The 17,607-nt window shown below is 28.3% G+C and carries 19 protein-coding genes; 18 read left to right on the top strand and 1 reads right to left on the bottom strand.

Going from position 1 to position 17,607, the window contains the following annotated elements; all coding sequences use genetic code 11:
• Window positions 1-30 precede the first annotated feature (30 nt).
• The 14 genes from SPJ33_RS03190 (at window position 31) to SPJ33_RS03125 (ending at window position 12,386) form a co-directional block, all read left to right on the top strand.
• Window positions 31-744, top strand: a complete 714-nt coding sequence (locus tag SPJ33_RS03190) for a M23 family metallopeptidase (RefSeq protein WP_321116532.1) — start codon at window positions 31-33, stop codon at window positions 742-744.
• Window positions 745-780: 36 nt separating this feature from the next.
• On the top strand, window positions 781-1,638 hold the full coding sequence (locus tag SPJ33_RS03185; RefSeq protein ID WP_321116531.1) for a site-2 protease family protein: 858 nt from the start codon (window positions 781-783) through the stop codon (window positions 1,636-1,638).
• A gap of 119 nt (window positions 1,639-1,757) precedes the next feature.
• Entirely contained in the window at window positions 1,758-3,623 is a 1,866-nt protein-coding gene (locus SPJ33_RS03180) for a TIGR03960 family B12-binding radical SAM protein (RefSeq protein ID WP_321116530.1), read from the top strand.
• The gene (locus SPJ33_RS03175) at window positions 3,598-4,299 is read left to right on the top strand and encodes a TIGR03936 family radical SAM-associated protein (protein ID WP_321116587.1); all 702 of its coding nucleotides are present in this window, start codon (window positions 3,598-3,600) and stop codon (window positions 4,297-4,299) included. Before SPJ33_RS03180 ends, SPJ33_RS03175 begins: the two co-directional genes overlap by 26 nt.
• A 14-nt stretch (window positions 4,300-4,313) precedes the next feature.
• Window positions 4,314-5,762, top strand: coding sequence for a ribonuclease E/G (locus SPJ33_RS03170; protein ID WP_321116529.1), 1,449 nt, complete (start codon window positions 4,314-4,316; stop codon window positions 5,760-5,762).
• A gap of 128 nt (window positions 5,763-5,890) precedes the next feature.
• Window positions 5,891-6,202, top strand: coding sequence for a 50S ribosomal protein L21 (rplU, locus tag SPJ33_RS03165; protein ID WP_321116528.1), 312 nt, complete (start codon window positions 5,891-5,893; stop codon window positions 6,200-6,202).
• A 3-nt stretch (window positions 6,203-6,205) separates the two neighbouring features.
• Entirely contained in the window at window positions 6,206-6,592 is a 387-nt protein-coding gene (locus SPJ33_RS03160) for a ribosomal-processing cysteine protease Prp (RefSeq protein WP_321116527.1), read from the top strand.
• A gap of 4 nt (window positions 6,593-6,596) precedes the next feature.
• Window positions 6,597-6,896, top strand: a complete 300-nt coding sequence (gene rpmA / locus SPJ33_RS03155) for a 50S ribosomal protein L27 (protein WP_321116526.1) — start codon at window positions 6,597-6,599, stop codon at window positions 6,894-6,896.
• 234 nt (window positions 6,897-7,130) lie between these two features.
• The gene (obgE, locus tag SPJ33_RS03150; RefSeq protein ID WP_321116525.1) at window positions 7,131-8,417 is read left to right on the top strand and encodes a GTPase ObgE; all 1,287 of its coding nucleotides are present in this window, start codon (window positions 7,131-7,133) and stop codon (window positions 8,415-8,417) included.
• Between the two features lie 11 nt (window positions 8,418-8,428).
• Window positions 8,429-8,740, top strand: a complete 312-nt coding sequence (locus SPJ33_RS03145; RefSeq protein WP_321116524.1) for a YhbY family RNA-binding protein — start codon at window positions 8,429-8,431, stop codon at window positions 8,738-8,740.
• Window positions 8,740-9,345, top strand: coding sequence for a nicotinate-nucleotide adenylyltransferase (gene nadD / locus SPJ33_RS03140; protein ID WP_321116523.1), 606 nt, complete (start codon window positions 8,740-8,742; stop codon window positions 9,343-9,345). The genes SPJ33_RS03145 and nadD overlap by 1 nt, the downstream gene beginning before the upstream one ends.
• Window positions 9,329-9,913 (top strand): bis(5'-nucleosyl)-tetraphosphatase (symmetrical) YqeK, encoded by a 585-nt coding sequence (gene yqeK / locus SPJ33_RS03135; protein ID WP_321116522.1) that lies wholly within the window; start codon window positions 9,329-9,331, stop codon window positions 9,911-9,913. Before nadD ends, yqeK begins: the two co-directional genes overlap by 17 nt.
• A 35-nt stretch (window positions 9,914-9,948) precedes the next feature.
• On the top strand, window positions 9,949-11,451 hold the full coding sequence (locus SPJ33_RS03130) for an LCP family protein (protein ID WP_321116521.1): 1,503 nt from the start codon (window positions 9,949-9,951) through the stop codon (window positions 11,449-11,451).
• A gap of 26 nt (window positions 11,452-11,477) precedes the next feature.
• Entirely contained in the window at window positions 11,478-12,386 is a 909-nt protein-coding gene (locus tag SPJ33_RS03125; protein WP_321116520.1) for an RluA family pseudouridine synthase, read from the top strand.
• Window positions 12,387-12,436: 50 nt separating this feature from the next.
• On the opposite strand, the gene SPJ33_RS03120 is transcribed toward SPJ33_RS03125, so the two are convergent.
• On the bottom strand, window positions 12,437-13,690 hold the full coding sequence (locus SPJ33_RS03120; RefSeq protein WP_321116519.1) for a D-alanyl-D-alanine carboxypeptidase family protein: 1,254 nt from the start codon (window positions 13,688-13,690) through the stop codon (window positions 12,437-12,439).
• Between the two features lie 153 nt (window positions 13,691-13,843).
• On the opposite strand from SPJ33_RS03120, the gene SPJ33_RS03115 reads away from it, so the two are divergent.
• The 4 genes from SPJ33_RS03115 to rlmD all read left to right on the top strand — a co-directional run bounded on the left by SPJ33_RS03115 (window position 13,844) and on the right by rlmD (window position 17,175).
• Complete coding sequence (locus tag SPJ33_RS03115; protein ID WP_321116518.1) at window positions 13,844-14,542, top strand: helix-hairpin-helix domain-containing protein; 699 nt, start codon at window positions 13,844-13,846, stop codon at window positions 14,540-14,542.
• A gap of 201 nt (window positions 14,543-14,743) precedes the next feature.
• The gene (locus tag SPJ33_RS03110) at window positions 14,744-15,448 is read left to right on the top strand and encodes a hypothetical protein (RefSeq protein ID WP_321116517.1); all 705 of its coding nucleotides are present in this window, start codon (window positions 14,744-14,746) and stop codon (window positions 15,446-15,448) included.
• 19 nt (window positions 15,449-15,467) lie between these two features.
• The gene (locus SPJ33_RS03105; protein WP_321116516.1) at window positions 15,468-15,791 is read left to right on the top strand and encodes an RDD family protein; all 324 of its coding nucleotides are present in this window, start codon (window positions 15,468-15,470) and stop codon (window positions 15,789-15,791) included.
• 22 nt (window positions 15,792-15,813) lie between these two features.
• Complete coding sequence (gene rlmD / locus SPJ33_RS03100; RefSeq protein ID WP_321116515.1) at window positions 15,814-17,175, top strand: 23S rRNA (uracil(1939)-C(5))-methyltransferase RlmD; 1,362 nt, start codon at window positions 15,814-15,816, stop codon at window positions 17,173-17,175.
• The last annotated feature ends 432 nt before the right edge of the window (window positions 17,176-17,607 follow it).

Genomic DNA, 17,607 nt, shown 5'->3' with positions numbered 1-17,607 from the left:
GTAGTGCTAAGTAATAAGGAGATAAGTAAAATGGGAAGTTATAGGGATCAATACGAGAGATATTATAAAAGTATAGGTAAAAAAAGTAGCAGATATAGACCTATTTCTGATGAAGGAGATAATTTAAATTCTTATTACATAAGGGGAAGAAGAAAAAAGAAAGGAGGAATGATAAATTTTTTATTTACACAAATCATAGGGATATTTACAATAATGTTAATTATTATGGCATTAAAATATATACCTTATAAAGAGGTAAATATTATATATTCAAATATAAAAGATATCATGGTTTCAAAAGATTATTTTGATAAATTAAATAATTTGAATACTATTGAGGCATTAAATAAATTTAAAAGCAAAGTATCAGAAAGTTATAAAATAGAAAATAAAATAAACGGAGAATTAATGACTCCATTAATAGGTGAAATAGAAACTATAGAAGACGGAATATATATAAAATCTACAGGTGAAAAAGAAGTTTTTTCTGCATCTGATGGAGAAGTAACAAAGATATCATTAGATGACAATAAAACAAACTTAGTTATTGATCATGGAAATGGAATAGAAAGTTATTATAATATGATAAGTAAAGCTAGCGTAAAAAAAGGGGATAAAGTTGAAAAGGGAGAATGTATAGGCTTTAATACAAAAGTTGATAAAGAAAATTATAAAATAGAATTTAAAATTAGTTATATGGGAAGATTTATAGAGCCAGCAAAATATATTAATTTTAAAGGATGATTATTTTGATATTTAGCAATATTTTTGAGGATAAAAATGAAAAAATCTTATAAGTTAATAATTATAGAGATAGTGTTATTATTACTTGCAATTAGCTTTGAAAGTAAAATTCTAATTGGAGTTATATCAATAATATTGCATGAATTTACACATATTTTCGTTGGTAATAAGCTTGGATGTAAGATTTATGGTTTAGAACTTGGATTAGTAGGAGCTAAAGCAAAGCTTTCAGATATTGAAGATCTTATAGATAAGGAAAAACTTATATTATATTTAAGTGGACCTATTATGAATTTTATTTTAGCATTACTTTTTTATGTTTTATATATTATAAGTGGCTTTTCTATATTTAATACAGGGTGTGAAGTAAATATAGGGCTTTTTATATTTAATTTGATTCCAGCATATCCGTTAGATGGTTCAAGGATATTAGAGATAATGTTGTCAAAATATAATTCATATAATAACAGTAAAAAAGTAACCATATGGACAAGTTATATATTATCAGCTTGTTTAATTATATTGTTTTTTATTATGATCTTTTTACATAAAGTAAATCTTAACCTATTTTTAATTGGTATTTTGATATTTTATTCAACTATCTTAGAAAAGAAATTAATTATGTATATAATAATGGGGGATATAATTAAGAAAAGAAAAAAAATAAAAAAATATGATTATATAGAAAATAAAACAGTATCAGTATTTTATAAAAATGAATTACTTGATGTAATGAGATTGCTTGATAAAAGTAAGTTTAATACCTTTTATATATTAGATGAAGAACTTAAGCTTCTTAAGATAATGCATGAAGATGAGTTGATTGAAAGTTTAAAGAATTTTGGTAATATAACACTAGAAGAATATATTAATAAATTAAAGGAAGCCCAGTGATGGGTTTCTTTTTTATGTAGAACAAAAATTTAATTTGTGCTAGAATATAGGGATGTATATGTATGAATAGATTAATTAAATAAATATATACAAAGTAATTTTTAGGAGGATGTAATTTAATGAATAAAATTTCAGATAACATCTTATGCAAGGTTGAAAAACCAGCAAGATACGTTGGTGGAGAACTAAATCAAGTAATTAAAGATCCAAAAGAAGTAGACATTAGATTTGCCTTTTGTTTTCCAGATGTTTATGAAGTAGGAATGTCTCACTTAGGAACAAGAATACTTTATCATACAATAAATAATAGAGAAGATACATATTGTGAAAGAGTTTTTGCACCATGGCCAGACATGGAAAAAGAAATGAGAGATAATAACGTAGCTTTATATACTCTAGAAACTAAAGACTCACTTGATAAATTTGATATATTAGGCTTTACATTACAATATGAAATGAGTTATACAAACATATTAAATATGCTTGATATGTCAAATATTACAATAAGAGCATCAGAAAGAGGAGAAGATGAGCCAATAATTATGGCAGGGGGACCTTGTGCATACAACCCAGAACCTCTATATGATATAGTAGATTTCTTTGAACTTGGTGAGGGAGAAGAAATGATGAATGATGTCTTAGATGTATATGCTAAGTACAAGGGTAAAGGAAAGAAAAAAGAATTCTTAAGAGAAATTTCAAAGATAAGAGGTATATATGTACCTTCATTATATGATGTAACTTACAATGAAGATGGAACAATAAAAGAGTTTAAACCAAAATATGATGATGTTCCTAAAGTTGTAAAGAAGAGAATAATAAGAGATTTTGATAAAGTTGATTTCCCAATTGAAGATATGATAGTACCTTATACAGAAGTTGTTCATGATAGAATAGTGCTTGAAACAGCTAGAGGATGTACTAATGGATGTAGATTCTGTCAAGCAGGTATGATTTATAGACCAGTTAGAGAAAAAACTAGAGAGACATTAATTAAGCAAGCAAGAGAATTAGTGAAGAAAACAGGGTATCAAGAAATTTCACTTGCTTCATTAAGTATATGTGACCATTCAGATATTCAAGGACTTATACATGAATTAATGGAAGAACATGAAGCAAATAAAGTTGGTATAGCATTACCTTCAATAAGAGTTGATGCATTCTCAGTTGATTTAATAAAGGAAATCCAAAAGGTTAGAAAAACAGGATTAACTTTTGCACCAGAAGCTGGCTCTCAAAGAATGAGAGACGTAATAAATAAAGGATTAACTGAAGAAAGAATACTTGAAGCTACAAAGAGTGCATTTGAAAATGGTTGGAGCACAATAAAGCTTTACTTTATAATAGGTCTTCCTTATGAAAATATAGAAGATTGCGCAGCTATAGGTGAACTTGCAGAAAAAATGGTAGAAGAATACTATACTGTACCAAAAGAAGTTAGAAAGAAAGGCTTAAAAATTACAGTAAGTACTTCAATACTTGTACCAAAGGCATTTACTCCATTCCAATGGGCTCCAATGGAAAGAATAGAAAATGTTAATGAAAAGATAAAGGCTGTCAAAGGCTCAATAAAATCAAGAAGCATAACTTATAACTATCATGAACAAAAAACTTCATATATGGAAGCTGTATTTGCAAGAGGAGATAGAAAGCTTTGTGATGTTTTAGTAAAGGCATTTGAAAAGGGATGCAAATTTGATGGATGGTCAGAATACTTTAATTTTGATGCTTGGAAAGAAGCTTTAGCTGAATGTAATGTTGATGGAGACTTCTATGCTTATAGAGAAAGAGATTATGATGAAATACTTCCTTGGGATTTCATTGATATCGGAGTTGATAGAGCATATTTAGTTGAAGAAAATGAAAAGGCTAGAAGAGTTGAACTTACACAAAACTGTAAAAAGGGATGCACAGGATGTGGAATCAACGTTAACTTTAGAGAAGGGAAGTGTTTCGAAGGTGCGATATCTAATAAAGTTCACTAAAGAAGCAGATATAAAATTTGTAGCTCATTTAGATTTAATGAGAACAATTCAAAGAATTATTAGAAGATCAGAATTACCTGTTGATTATTCAAAAGGATTTAATCCACACATGGCTCTTTCAATAGCACAACCACTTTCAGTAGGAGTATATTCAGAAGGTGAATATATGGATGTAGTGCTAAAAGAAGAAGTTGATACAGATGAAATAATAGATAGACTTAACAAAAGTTCTGTAAATGCAATTAAGTTCTTAAATGCAATTAAAATAGAAGTAATTCCAAATGTTAAAAAAGTGCCACAAGCTATGGCTTTAATAGATGCAGCAAGATATACAATAAAGATGCACTATAAGGACTTAACAAATTTTGAAGAAGAGATGAAGTCTCTTTTAGATAAAGAAGCTTGGATAATGACTAAGAGAAGTAAAAAAGGCGTAAAAGAAGTTGATATAAAGCCTATGGTTCATGAATTTAAATATTGGATTAAAGATGATGAAGTTGTATTAAATGTTTTAATAAGTTCTGGAAGTAGAGAGCACTTAGCACCAGATTTATTAGTAAAGCTTATACAAGAAAACACAACTAATTTTGATGAAGAAGCTTTCGTTGAAATAAAAAGAGAAGAAATGTATTTTATGAAGGAAGATGTATTAGTACCTCTTTATAAGTGTGTATAGGAAGTGTAATTTTAATGAGAGAAATTTTTATTGAAAGAAGAGAAAGATCCATAAGGATTGCAGTTAAAAATAACAATGAATTAGAAGAATGTTTCATAGATGAAAAACTTAACGAACCAACTTATGGAGAGATATATAAAGGAAGAGTTAAAAATATAGTTCCAGCAATAAATTCATTATTTTTAGATATAGGATTAGATAAAGAAGGCTATATGTATTATAGTGAAGAATTGAAGAAATCACATATTAAAAAGGGTGATGAATTTTTAGTTGAAGTTTTAAAAGAACCTTTAAATGAAAAAGGTGCAAAACTTACTAATAAATTCAGCATACCTGGAAAATATTTAGTATTTACAAATGATAAAACTAACATATCATTTTCTAAAAGAATAACTGATGAAGTTAAAAAGAAATTAATAGAAGCAGAACTTGAAAAAGTTGAAGGCATTAATATTGTTGTTAGAACAGAAGCTGTTAATGTACCAATAGAAGTTCTTAAAGCTGAAAGAGATAAGTTAAAGAATATATTAGATGAGATGAATAGAAAACTTAACTACAGCATAGAACTTTCAAAAGTATATGGAGAGAATGTATTTTTAGACAAGATTCTAAGAGATAATATAACAAAGGGAAATCTAAAGATATATGTAGATAATATTGAAGATGAAGCTTATGTTAAAACATTCTTAGATGGAGAGAAAGATATTGAGATAATAGTTTATGATGGATTAAGAACATTATTTGATTATTACAATATAGAAAAAGAAATATTAAAGCTTAGACATAACAAAATTAAGCTAAACTGTGGTGGAGATATTGTTATTGAAAAAACAGAAGCTATGTACGTTATTGATGTAAATAGCGGCAAAAATATCAAAGGAAGAAGCTTTGATAAGACTATTCTTCAAACAAATCTAGAAGCTGCAAAAGAAATAGGAAAGCAGATAATGCTTAGAAATTTAAGTGGAATAATTCTTATAGACTTTATTGATATGAGAGATCATACTCAAAAGATAGAAGTTATGAAAGAATTAAAAGAAGCACTTAAAAATGATAAAGGAAACAGCAAGATATATCCTTTTACAGAACTTGATTTAGTACAAATAACAAGAAGACGTAGAGGAAAGAGCATATATGATTCAATAGAAGAAAAATGTCCACTATGCAAGGGAAGTGGCAATATTCTTAAATTATCATATATTGAAGATCTAATAAGAAATGATATATTAAGATCAGTAGAAGATAATACTATAAAAAGTTTCTTTATTGAATTAGATAATATTTATAAGGAAAGTGTAAATGGTGATTTATTTAGCTTTTTAAAAAATATTGATGGCTTAGATAAAGAAATATTCCTTAAATTTTCAGATGGAATTGATGGATATAAAATAGAGCCTTTAATATTTAAAAATCAAAAAGAAAATCTTGCAGATTATAAAGTTAAAGCAATAGAAAAATATTAATTAATTTCTTTACAAAAATTTGATGGTATGTTAAGATAGGTTAGTAAACCGCTCACGATAGGGTTTTTAATGAAACAAAGTTTTTCTTTGTACCCGTAGTGGCGAGACCGTTATGAGGAGGTGTTTTAATGTACGCAGTAGTATTAACAGGAGGAAAGCAATACAGAGTTCAAGAAGGAGACGTATTATTCGTTGAAAAACTTGAAGCAGAAGTAGATTCACAAGTTGAATTAACAGAAGTATTAGCTGTTTCTAACGGAGAAACTTTAACAGTTGGTAAGCCAATGGTTGAAGGAGCTAAAGTTGTTGCTAAGGTTTTATCACAAGGTAAGGCTAAGAAGGTAACAGTATTCAAGTATAAGGCTAAGAAAGACTACAGAAGAAAAGCTGGTCACAGACAACCTTACACTAAATTAGTTATCGAAAAGATCGAAGCATAGTCTATGATTAACGCAAAGATTTTTTACAAGAATAACGATATTATAGGATTCGTAATCGACAATCATGCAATGCCAGGAGATAGAGATTTTAATAATGATGTCTTATTGGTAGGAGAAGCTTTTGATATGGTTTGTAACTCAGTTTCAGTCTTATCACAAAGTGTTCTTATAGGTATAGATGAAGTTTTAAAACTGAATTGTACATACGAGATTGCAGACGGATACTTGAAATTAGACTTAACTGATTTTTCAAAAGAAGAATTAGAAGAGTCACAGGTTTTACTTAAAACCTTCGAGAAAAGTTTAGAAAGTGTAATTTCTAGCTTAGATCAAATGTTTGGAAATAATAAACGTAGAGAATATATAAATTTATTAAAAGAGGAGGTGTAGTGACATGATGATAATGAACCTTCAATTATTTGCCCACAAGAAAGGGGTAGGTAGCTCAAAGAATGGTAGAGACTCTGAATCAAAGAGACTTGGTGTTAAATCAGCTGACGGACAATTCGTACTTGCTGGAAACATCATCGTAAGACAAAGAGGAACTAAGATCCACCCAGGAAACAACGTTGGAAAGGGTAAGGATGACACTCTATTCGCTAAAATCGACGGAGTTGTTAAATTCGAAAGAATGGGAAGAGACAAGAAGAAAGCTTCTGTTTACCCAGTAAATGTAGAAGAAATAGCTGAATAATAGTTATTTATATAAAGCACCCATTAATTTGGGTGCTTTTTAAATGTAAAAAAATAAAGATTTACTTAAATAATAACATTAAATAGTGTTTTTTTTCTTTATATATAATACTATTGTGTTATAATTAAGAAAATATTTTTATAAAATAGAAATATTTAAAAAATGAAGACTTATTATTCATATGTTAAGGAATAATATGAATATAGAGATTTTGCAAAAAGGAGAGGTGACTATATGTTTATAGATAAGGCCAAAATATTTGTAAAGTCTGGTAGAGGTGGAGATGGCGCAGTTTCTTTTAGAAGAGAAAAGTATGTTCCACTTGGAGGACCAGATGGTGGAGATGGCGGAAGAGGCGGAAGTATTATCTTCACAGTTGATACTGGAATAACAACTTTAATGGATTTTAAATACAAAAGAAAATTCGTAGCAGCACCAGGAGAAAATGGTGGTACATCAAAATGCTATGGTAGAGATGGAGAAGATCTTTACATAAAAGTGCCTATGGGAACAATTATTAGAGAAGCTGAAAGCAATAAGATTATTTGTGACCTTTCAGAAAAAGATGATAAATTTGTTCTTTTAAAGGGTGGAAAAGGTGGAAAAGGAAATTGTAAATTCTGTACACCTACAAGACAGGCACCAAACTTTGCAGAACCAGGTATGCCTGGAGAAGAAATGGATATAGTTTTAGAATTAAAATTACTTGCAGATGTTGGTCTTTTAGGTTTCCCTAATGTAGGTAAATCAACATTCTTATCAATGACAACTAAAGCAAAGCCAAAGATAGCTAACTATCATTTTACAACTTTAAAGCCAAACTTAGGTGTAGTTGCAGTAGATGGTATTGAACCATTTGTTATGGCAGATATTCCAGGAATAATTGAAGGAGCAAGTGAAGGTGTAGGACTTGGACTTGAATTTTTAAGACACATTGAAAGAACTAGATTGTTAGTTCACGTTGTTGATATATCAGGACTTGAAGGAAGAGATCCATTTGAAGATTTCGTTAAGATAAATGAAGAACTTAAGAAATATTCTGTTAAGCTTTGGGATAGACCACAAATAGTAGTAGCAAACAAGACAGACCTTTTATTTGATGAAGAAGTGTTTGAAAACTTCAAAAATAAGGTTAATGAATTAGGCTTTGATAAAGTTTATAAGATGTCAGCTGCAACTAGAGAAGGTGTTGATGAAGTAATTAAGGAATGTGCTAGAATGCTTAAGGAAATTCCTATAACAGGACTTGAAATATCAGATGAAGAAAGATATATTCCTGAAGATAAGAAATTTACTTATGAAATTAGAGTTGAAAAAGGTGAAGAATACGATACTTACTTCGTTGAAGGAAGCTTCGTAGATAGATTATTAAGTGCAGTCAATGTAAATGATGCAGATTCATTAAGATACTTCCATAAAGTATTAACTAATAAGGGAGTACTTAACGAATTAAGAGAAATGGGAATCAAAGACGGTGACATGGTAAACCTTAATGACTTTGAATTTGAATACTTACTATAGGAGGAAAATTAATGTTAATAGGAAAACAAAGAGCTTACTTAAGAAGCTTAGCTAATGATATGCAACCAATATTCCAAATTGGTAAAAATGGTATAGAGGAGAGCTTTTTAAAACAAGTAGTAGATGCACTAGAAGCTAGAGAGCTTATAAAGATAAAGGTTTTAGAAAATAGCGGATTTACTGCAAGAGAAGCTTCAGATTATATATGCAATGAAATAAAATGTGAAGGTGTTCAAGCAATTGGAAGTAAATTAGTTTTATATAAAAGATCTTCAAAAAACCCTAAAATACAAATACCTAGAAAATTTAAAAACCAAAAATAATGAAGAAGTATGGGATTATTGGAGGAACCTTTGATCCTATCCATAATGCACACCTTTATATAGCTTATGAAGCGAAAGTTAAATTAGGCTTAGATAAGGTGATATTTGTACCAAATGGAAGTCCCCCACATAAATCTTTAAAGAAGGTAACGGGGGCTTCTTTAAGGTACGAAATGGTTAAAGAAGCTATTAAGGATTTTGAAGATTTTGAGGTTTCAGACTATGAGATAAATAAGAAAGAACTCAGTTACACATATAAGACATTAGAGCATTTTAAAAGTGAAGATATATCATTATATTTTATAACAGGTGCAGACTGTCTTGTTGATTTAGATAAATGGAAAAATGTAAGTGAGATTTTTTCTCTTTGTAATTTTGTTGTATTTACAAGACCAGGTTTTAGAGAAGAAGATTTATTAAAAGAAAAAGAAATTGCTGAAAAAAAGTATAATGGGGAAATAACATTTTTAAATGTTTTAGATTTGGAAATATCATCAACTGATATTAGAAGAAGAATTAGAGAAGGAAAAAGGGTTGACTTTTTTGTACCAAAAGAAGTACTTAAAATTATCGAAAGAGAGAGGGCTTATGGAAAAGATAAATAATATAGAAATTACTTATATTTATAATTACTTAAAAGAAAACTTAAAACCAAAGAGATATATACATACACTAGGAGTTGTGTCTACAGCAAAAAAATTAGCAAAATTAAATGGTGTAGATGAAGATAAAGCAGAACTAGCAGCATTATGTCATGATGTAGCTAAAAACTTAACTCCGGAAGAATTAATGAATATCATCAAAAAAAATAATATAGAGTTGACAATAGATGAGAAAAAAACACCAGAACTTTGGCATGGAATAGTATCATGGATACTTGCTAAAGAAAAGTTTAATATAGATGATAAAGAAGTGCTTGAAGCTATGAGATGGCACACAACAGGTAAAGAAAATATGAGTACTCTAGATAAGATTATTTATATTGCAGATATGATTGAACCATCAAGAACTTATGATGGCGTTGAAGAAATTAGACAAAAAGTTTTAGAAAATCTAGATGAAGGAGTACTTATGGGAATGGATCATACTATAAAATATTTATTATCTAGAGAACAACTTATAGATTTAAATACCGTTAAAGCTAGAAATTATTTAATATTAAATAAAGCTTAACTTAAGTTTAAATTGGAGATGGGGTGTAGAAAGTTTTGGCTGATGATAGAAAACCTAGAAATTCCTCTTCGAGAAGAAAGAGAATGGAAAATGAAAGAGAAGAGGCCATAAGAAGAAAACGTATTGCTAAGAGAAATGAAGAATTAAAAAGAGGAAGACAAACAAGTAGAAGAAGCTCAGACAATAATCGTATTCCTAATAATGATGCAAGAAGAAGAGTAGATTCTTCAGTTAGAGAAGATAGAAATTCATCTAAAAGTTTAAGATCTAGCAATAAACAAAGTAAAAATAGAAATTTAAAGAAAAATGCATCAAAGAAAAAGAAGGGTATATCATTTAAAAAGATAATAGGGATTATATTTGCTATATTTTTAATATTTATTGTAATAAGTGGTGTAAGAATAGCTAAGCTTGTTAATAAAATAAATACAGATAATATAACAGCACCAGTGGAGGTGTCTATGAATGATACAGTAAATATATTACTTCTTGGAATGGATGTTGGGGATGTGAATAACCCAAGTGATGAATCTATTAAAAGAACAGATACAATGATGCTTATAAACTTCAATCCAAAAACAAAAAAGATAAACATCGTATCAATACCTAGAGATACCCTTATAACTATAAATGGACGTATGTGGAAGATAAATGCTGCTTATCCAATTGGAGGAGACCAAAGAGTAATAACAGAGGTACAAAATTTATTATCAGTTAAAGTTAATTATATAGCTAAAGTAAATTATAAAGCATTTAGAGATATTGTTGATGCAATTGGTGGAGTTGATATGAAAATAGAATATAATATGGACTACACTGATAAATCTCAAAATTTAAGAATTGACTTTAAAAAAGGAACAACAGTTCATTTAAATGGTAAGAAGGCAGAAGAATTCTTTAGATGGAGAAAAAATAATGATGGCACAGGACTTGCTGATGGGGATATAGGAAGAATAAGAAATCAGCATGCATTTTTAGAACAATTATCTAAAAAGTGTGCAAGTCCAATGACAATATTTAAGATGCCAGCAATACTTAAAGCCATAGAAGAAAATGTAGAAACTAATATGGATGGAACTACAATGCTTAAATACGCATTAAAACTAATGACTGTTAAATCAGGTAATGTTAACATGATGACACTTAAAGGAGAACCTAAGATGATTAATGGTCAATCTTACTTTATAGTAAATAAAGAAGAGAACATGAACCTAATTAAAACTCTTAATTCTTCAGAGTCATCAAGCACAGTAATAAAGCCTGAAGATGTAAGAATTAAGATATTAAATGCAACTAAGATAAGTGGTCTTGCAGCAACATATCAAATTCAGCTTAAACAGCTTGGATATAATAATGTAGATACAGGCAATACAGACCTTAGAGATAAGAGTGTTATCATGGTTGATAATGATAATATAAAGAATTCTCTTAAAAAAGATTTTAAATCAATAACTGATTATGAAAGCATTAATTCAAAATATCAAAACTCAGGATATGATGTGATAATTATACTTGGTAATGATGCCAAAAACTATTAACATTAAGATTAGGAGGATTTTAAGATTTGAGTATCCTAGAAAAAACTGTACCATCAGAATATGATGGAATTAAGCTTAGAAAATATTTAAAAGAAGGATTAAATTTTTCATCAAGACTTATAAATAGAGCAGCTTTAGAAGAAAGAATATTTATAAATGGTGAAAAAGTAAGAAAGAATTTTAGAGTTTCAACAGGAGATATATTAAAGATAGACTTAGATAGAGAAGAAACGCAAGATATTACTCCAGAAAAGATGGATTTAGATATTGTATATGAAGATGATGAAATATTAGTTATAAACAAGAGACCATTTTTAGTTGTGCATCCTACAAAAAGATATCAATCAGGAACATTAGCAAATGGTGTTAGAAATTATTTCATGGAAACAGGTGAAAATTGCATAGTAAGACTTGTAAGTAGATTAGATATGAACACTTCAGGGCTTATATTAATTGCAAAGAATCAATTTGCTCATATGGCACTATCAAAAGAAATGGAAAAAAACAATATAAAGAAAAGATATATTGCAATTGTCCATGGAAACTTAAAAGAAAAAGAAGGAACAATAGACCTTCCAATATATAGACCTCAAGAAGGAGATGGCTTTGATAGCATAAAAAGAGTTGTAGATGATAGAGGTCAAAGAAGTATAACTCATTATAAGGTTTTAGAAAGTTTTAAAGGTGGAGATATAGTCGAATGTCTACTTGAAACAGGTAGAACACATCAAATAAGAGTTCACTTATCTCATTTAGGTCATTCTATATATGGAGATTTCTTATATGGTGATGGAGATGAAGAAAAAGACTTTATAAACAGGCAAGCACTTCATGCTTATGGATTAGATTTTAAGTCTCCAAGAACAGAAGAACCATTAAGCTTAAGAGCTGAGCTTCCAGATGATTTAAAGCAATTAATAGAAAAGATTAAATAAAATAAAAGGCATATATTGCAATGAAGTAATATATGCTTTTTTAGTTTTAATTATTTTCTTTTTCTATTTTTAACTATAATAATTCTGATAATTACTAAAATAATTAGTAAAGTAAATCCTATTACAATACATGTGATTTTAAAGGAATTATCAGTGATTATTTGTGATATCTCTGTTTTAAAATTATAATCTCTGTCAATGCCGCTTAATAAATTAACTTCAGATATAACCTGTCCATCTACTATTACTTTAGCCTTTGTTACTACATCACCTTTTTTAAATGATAACCTCTTTATTTTAGCAGGTAAAGTATATTCTAAAGTAGGTTTTATATCATTTATATTAGCTTTATTAGCGGTAAAGAATACATCTTTATCAATAATTAAAGGTAAGTTAGTATTATTTGCGATATTTATATTATCAACTTCTTGATTTTTAGAATATAATTTAACTTCTTCAAAATTATTAAAGCCATATTCTAATAAGTCTTTCATATCTTTAAAATTTTTATTTTTATCTTCAGCTTTTAAAAATACTCCAATTAATAATTTGTCATCTTTTTTACCAGATATAACAAAAGTATGTTTAGCTACTTCTGTATAACCGCTTTTACCAGCAAGTGCATTAGAATAATAGTATTTAGAATTTTTATTAATTAAATGATTATGATTATTAACCCAACGTTTAGTACCATCTAAATTACTAGCAGGAAGTTCTAAAGATATTATCCTTGAAATTCTAATATAATCAGGATTTTTTAAAGCTTCCTTCATTATAAGTGCTAAATCATAAGCTGTTGTTTTATGATTTTTGTCTGGAAGTCCACTTGGATTTTCAAAATTTGAATTTTCACATCCAAGTTCTTTAGCCTTTTCATTCATCATTTTTGCAAATCCTTTTATAGATCCGCCAACATGTTCTGCTAATGCTTCAGCACAATCATTACCAGATTCAAGTAAAAGTCCTGTTAAAAGTGTTTCAACAGTAAATTTTTCGCCTTTTTTTAAACCAATTGAACTACCATCAGCAAAAGGAGGTTTGTCGCCTATTGTAACGATATCTGTTAGTTTAGTATTTTCTAATACAACTAAGGCAGTTAAAATTTTAGTTGTTGAAGCTGGAAATTGTTTAGTGTTTTCATTTTTAGAATATAAAACTTGACCTGTATCACCATTGATTAATATTGCAGATTCAGCATTAATCTTAGGTGGGTTTTCTTTAGCATTTGCAGTAGTTAAAAATAAGTTGCAGAAAACAGGTATAAGAAATAAAAACTTAATTAAAGATTTAAATTTTTTACTCATGAATTCTCCTTATTATTATATTTAATTTTTTTAATTTTAACAAAAAGTTTTTGGAATTTCTATACTTTAATAATATTTTATTAAAAAATAGGCTGTTAAAGAATAAATTATTTTAATTTTGATAATAATTTAGAAAAAACTAGGAGAATTTATATGGATGCAAAAAAGAAAAGCATAGGTTTAATAATAATAGCAGTGATAATAGGTGGCGGATTACTTATAAATTATATTGTTAGCGGAAGAGATAGTTTAAATAAGAATAATAATGATAATATTTTTGTTGAAGAAGAGAATGAAGAATTAGAAGAAAATTCAAAAGAAAATAATAAACAAAGTTCCTCAAATGTTAAAGGTCAAGGAAGTGGAGAAATTATAGAACTTAAAGATAATAGAATTGTTGTTGATATAAAAGGAGAAGTTAAAAATCAAGGAGTATATTATTTAAATGAAGGGAGTATAGTAGAGGACCTTATAAGAGAAGCAGGTGGAATTACAGATAAGGCTTCACTTGATTTGGTAAATAGAGCAGAGAAGCTTACAAATAATAAATGTATTATAATACCAAGTAAAGAGGAAAGTAATGAAATTAAAGGACCTCAAAGCAATAATATAGCAAGTATGCCAAGTAGCATGGCTTCAACTAATAGTGATGATGGGAATGAAATAATAAATATAAATACTGCAAGTGAAAGTGAACTTGTAAAGATTAATGGAATAGGTCCAGCAAAAGCTAAGGCTATAATAAGTTATAGAGAAGAAAATGGTGGCTTTGGCTCAATTGAAGATATAAAAAATGTAAGTGGAATTGGTGAAGGAACTTTCTTAAAAATAAAGGATTATATATCAGTATAAAATAAATAGTAATATAAAAGGTGAAGGCTTTTGTCTTCATCTTTTTATTTAAGCGTAAAATAAGAAATTGTAAGGAAAATATTATACTTTAAATCGTATACTTATATATAATATAAGTTGTAAGAATAGTTACAAGAATGTTATAATTAAAAAATATGAAGAAATTCCGATTGTAGATGTTCTATTTAGGAGGAGAAATATATGATTAAAAAAATTGTAGGATTATTAGTAAGTGCCACACTATTAGTTTCATTAGCAGCATGTGGTAGTAGTAAACAAAAAGATAATACAAGTCAAAATACAAAAAATGCAGAACTTAATATAGATAACCAAGAGCAATTTAAGGATTTAAAAGGATATTGGATTAAAGATTTTACTCGCGAAGAGTTTGTTAATAAAAGTGATAGTTTAATGAAGGAATTTGAAGATAAGACTAAAGAATTCGGTTTAGACTACAAAAAAGAAGATCAAGTTAAAGAAATAGGCGGAGTTACAGCTAGTGTTAAGTCAATTTATTTAGATAATAAAAATCCAGAAACAAATAAACTTGAAAGTATGCAATTTGAATCTCAACTTATGGGAGAAGCTCAAGATTCAGGTAGAATGCAATTAAAGATATCAATTAAAATTGATGGAAATGCTATAAAGAAGGATAATAAGTTTAATTTAGGAGATACTTCATTAGCTCAATATTCACAAATCATGACAGGTGAAAAAGATAGAAACTTTGATGATATAAACAAGAAGATAGTGGATATAATTAAGAGTGATAAAAATGAAGGCATAATAGATGATAATATAAATGGATTATCAGAAGAATTTGCAGTAAGCAAAGACTATATAGTATATACTTTATCTACAAAGATATATAAATTTACTGACAATACAAATCAAGGTATAAAATAATTATATTTAGGAGGGGACTATGTCTGAAAAAGAAAGTATGAATATTAAAGGGCAAGATAATACTAATATAGAAGATAAAAAAAAGATAAGTGTTGAGATTGATGCAAATCCATCATTTATAAAGAGATTATTTGCAAATATCTTAGATCAAGCAATAATTTTAGGGATATCTGCAATCATATTAATGTTATTTGATTTAATAATAGGATTTATAGGTTATATGGTGGTTGAACCAACAACAATTTTATTTATAATAGATGTAATAGTTAATATAATTTATCAATCTATACTTCAATCAAAAGATAGAAGAACTATAGGAAAAAGAATACTAGGAATAATATAATTAAAGAATAGGAGAACAAAGAGTGGGCAGAAGAAGAGCAAGAGAAATAACAGTTAAAATAGATAAAACTGAGTTTCCATCAGTAGGTGTAGGAATTCAAGATGGTAAAAAAATATATGTAAAGAATGCTTTTCCTGGTGAAACAGTAAAAGGTAGAGTTAAAAAAAGTAGAGCAGAATATGCTGAACTTAAACTTTTAGAGGTCTTAGAAAAGGCACCTTATGAAATAGAAGCTAAATGTCCTCACTTTGGAATATGTGGGGGATGTTCATCACAAAATCTTACTTATGAAAAGCAACTAGAACTTTTAAGTGAAGAAGTTTTAGAATTATTTAAAGATGCTGAAGTTACAACTGGAGAATATGAAGGTGTAACAGGAAGTGATGATCAATGGGAATATAGAAACAAGATGGAATTTACATTTGGAGATGAGTGTAAAGGTGGAGAACTTTGCCTTGGTATGCATATGAAAAATGCAAGCTTTGGCATAATAACAGTTGATCAATGTAAAATAGTAGATGAAGATTTTAGAAAAGTTATAAAAGCTACAGTAGAATACTTTAGAAAAACAGGTCTTCCTTATTATAGAGTAATGAAGAAGGAAGGATATCTAAGACACTTAGTTATTAGAAAAGCTAAAAACACAGGTGAGTTATTAGTAAATCTTGTAACAACAACACAAGTTGATTTTGATTTAACTGAATGGGTTAATATAATTAAAGGATTAGAGTTTGATGGAGAATTAGTATCACTTCTTCACACAGAAAATGATTCATTATCAGATGCAGTAATACCTGAAAAAGTTAACCTTCTTTATGGAAAAGATCATATAATGGAAGAACTTTTAGGCTTAAAGTTTAAAATATCACCATTTTCATTCTTCCAAACTAATACTAAAGGGGCTGCAAGTCTTTATAGTATAGTTAGAGAATTTATGGGAGATTCAGAAAATAAGGTAGTATTTGACCTTTATTGTGGAACAGGAACTATAGGTCAAATAGTTGCACCTAAGGCTAAAAAGGTTATAGGACTTGAACTTATAGAAGAGGCAGTAGAAGCTGCAAAAGAAAATGCAAAGCTTAATGGACTAGATAATTGTACATTTATAGCTGGTGATGTTGCACAAACTATAAAACAAGTTAAAGATAAGCCAGATATAATAATACTAGATCCACCAAGAAGTGGAGTAAGTCCTAAGGCGTTAGAATACGTAATAAGATTTAATGCAAAAGAAATCGTGTATGTATCATGTAATCCTAAGACATTAGTAAATGACCTTAAAGGATTAACTGAAGTAGGATACAGAATAGAAAAAACAAGAGTTAAGGATATGTTCCCTAATACACCACATGGTGAGACTGTAGTTAAGCTAATTAAGAAATAAGTTAGTTTTTACAAGCATTGATATTAATAAAATAAGTTTATTTGCCGCCAATTTGCCGACATAGGTTCTATTTGGCGGCAATAATATTTTCTAAAATATTTACTGTTGAAGTTTGCATCTTCTTAGTTACATGTTAATAAGTATCCATAGTTGTAGATAGTTTCGAATGACCTAAGCTATGTTGAATATTTTATTTATTAAGTCGTGGGAAAGATTTTCAGCGACAGCTTATCAATATGTAAGAGGAAATTGGACAATAGGTTATTGAATATGTACATATAATCAAAGACAAGATTATACAATGACAGAAGCAGAAATGTAATTTTACGAATAATATAACAATAATTAGGAGAAATATATATGAATCAATTCCAAATGGAAATAGCTCAGATTTGTATTTAATTACTATTAGTAGTTATAACTATAACATCA

The organism is Clostridium sp., assembly GCF_034179595.1.
In the GTDB taxonomy this organism is placed as follows: Bacteria; Bacillota; Clostridia; order Clostridiales; family Clostridiaceae; genus Clostridium.
This window is presented reverse-complemented; position numbering and strand designations above follow the sequence as displayed.

Excerpts from the sequence above, each read along its gene's own strand:
- SPJ33_RS03115 (WP_321116518.1), top strand. The coding sequence starts at position 13,844 with ATGGATGCAAAAAAGAAAAGCATAGGTTTAATAATAATAGCAGTGATA.
- yqeK (WP_321116522.1), top strand. The coding sequence starts at position 9,329 with ATGGAAAAGATAAATAATATAGAAATTACTTATATTTATAATTACTTA.
- SPJ33_RS03120 (WP_321116519.1), bottom strand. The coding sequence starts at position 13,690 with ATGAGTAAAAAATTTAAATCTTTAATTAAGTTTTTATTTCTTATACCT.
- SPJ33_RS03145 (WP_321116524.1), top strand. The coding sequence starts at position 8,429 with ATGTTAATAGGAAAACAAAGAGCTTACTTAAGAAGCTTAGCTAATGAT.
- SPJ33_RS03180 (WP_321116530.1), top strand. The coding sequence starts at position 1,758 with ATGAATAAAATTTCAGATAACATCTTATGCAAGGTTGAAAAACCAGCA.
- rplU (WP_321116528.1), top strand. The coding sequence starts at position 5,891 with ATGTACGCAGTAGTATTAACAGGAGGAAAGCAATACAGAGTTCAAGAA.
- SPJ33_RS03110 (WP_321116517.1), top strand. The coding sequence starts at position 14,744 with ATGATTAAAAAAATTGTAGGATTATTAGTAAGTGCCACACTATTAGTT.
- rpmA (WP_321116526.1), top strand. The coding sequence starts at position 6,597 with ATGATGATAATGAACCTTCAATTATTTGCCCACAAGAAAGGGGTAGGT.
- nadD (WP_321116523.1), top strand. The coding sequence starts at position 8,740 with ATGAAGAAGTATGGGATTATTGGAGGAACCTTTGATCCTATCCATAAT.
- obgE (WP_321116525.1), top strand. The coding sequence starts at position 7,131 with ATGTTTATAGATAAGGCCAAAATATTTGTAAAGTCTGGTAGAGGTGGA.
- SPJ33_RS03190 (WP_321116532.1), top strand. The coding sequence starts at position 31 with ATGGGAAGTTATAGGGATCAATACGAGAGATATTATAAAAGTATAGGT.
- SPJ33_RS03160 (WP_321116527.1), top strand. The coding sequence starts at position 6,206 with ATGATTAACGCAAAGATTTTTTACAAGAATAACGATATTATAGGATTC.
- SPJ33_RS03185 (WP_321116531.1), top strand. The coding sequence starts at position 781 with ATGAAAAAATCTTATAAGTTAATAATTATAGAGATAGTGTTATTATTA.
- SPJ33_RS03170 (WP_321116529.1), top strand. The coding sequence starts at position 4,314 with ATGAGAGAAATTTTTATTGAAAGAAGAGAAAGATCCATAAGGATTGCA.
- SPJ33_RS03105 (WP_321116516.1), top strand. The coding sequence starts at position 15,468 with ATGTCTGAAAAAGAAAGTATGAATATTAAAGGGCAAGATAATACTAAT.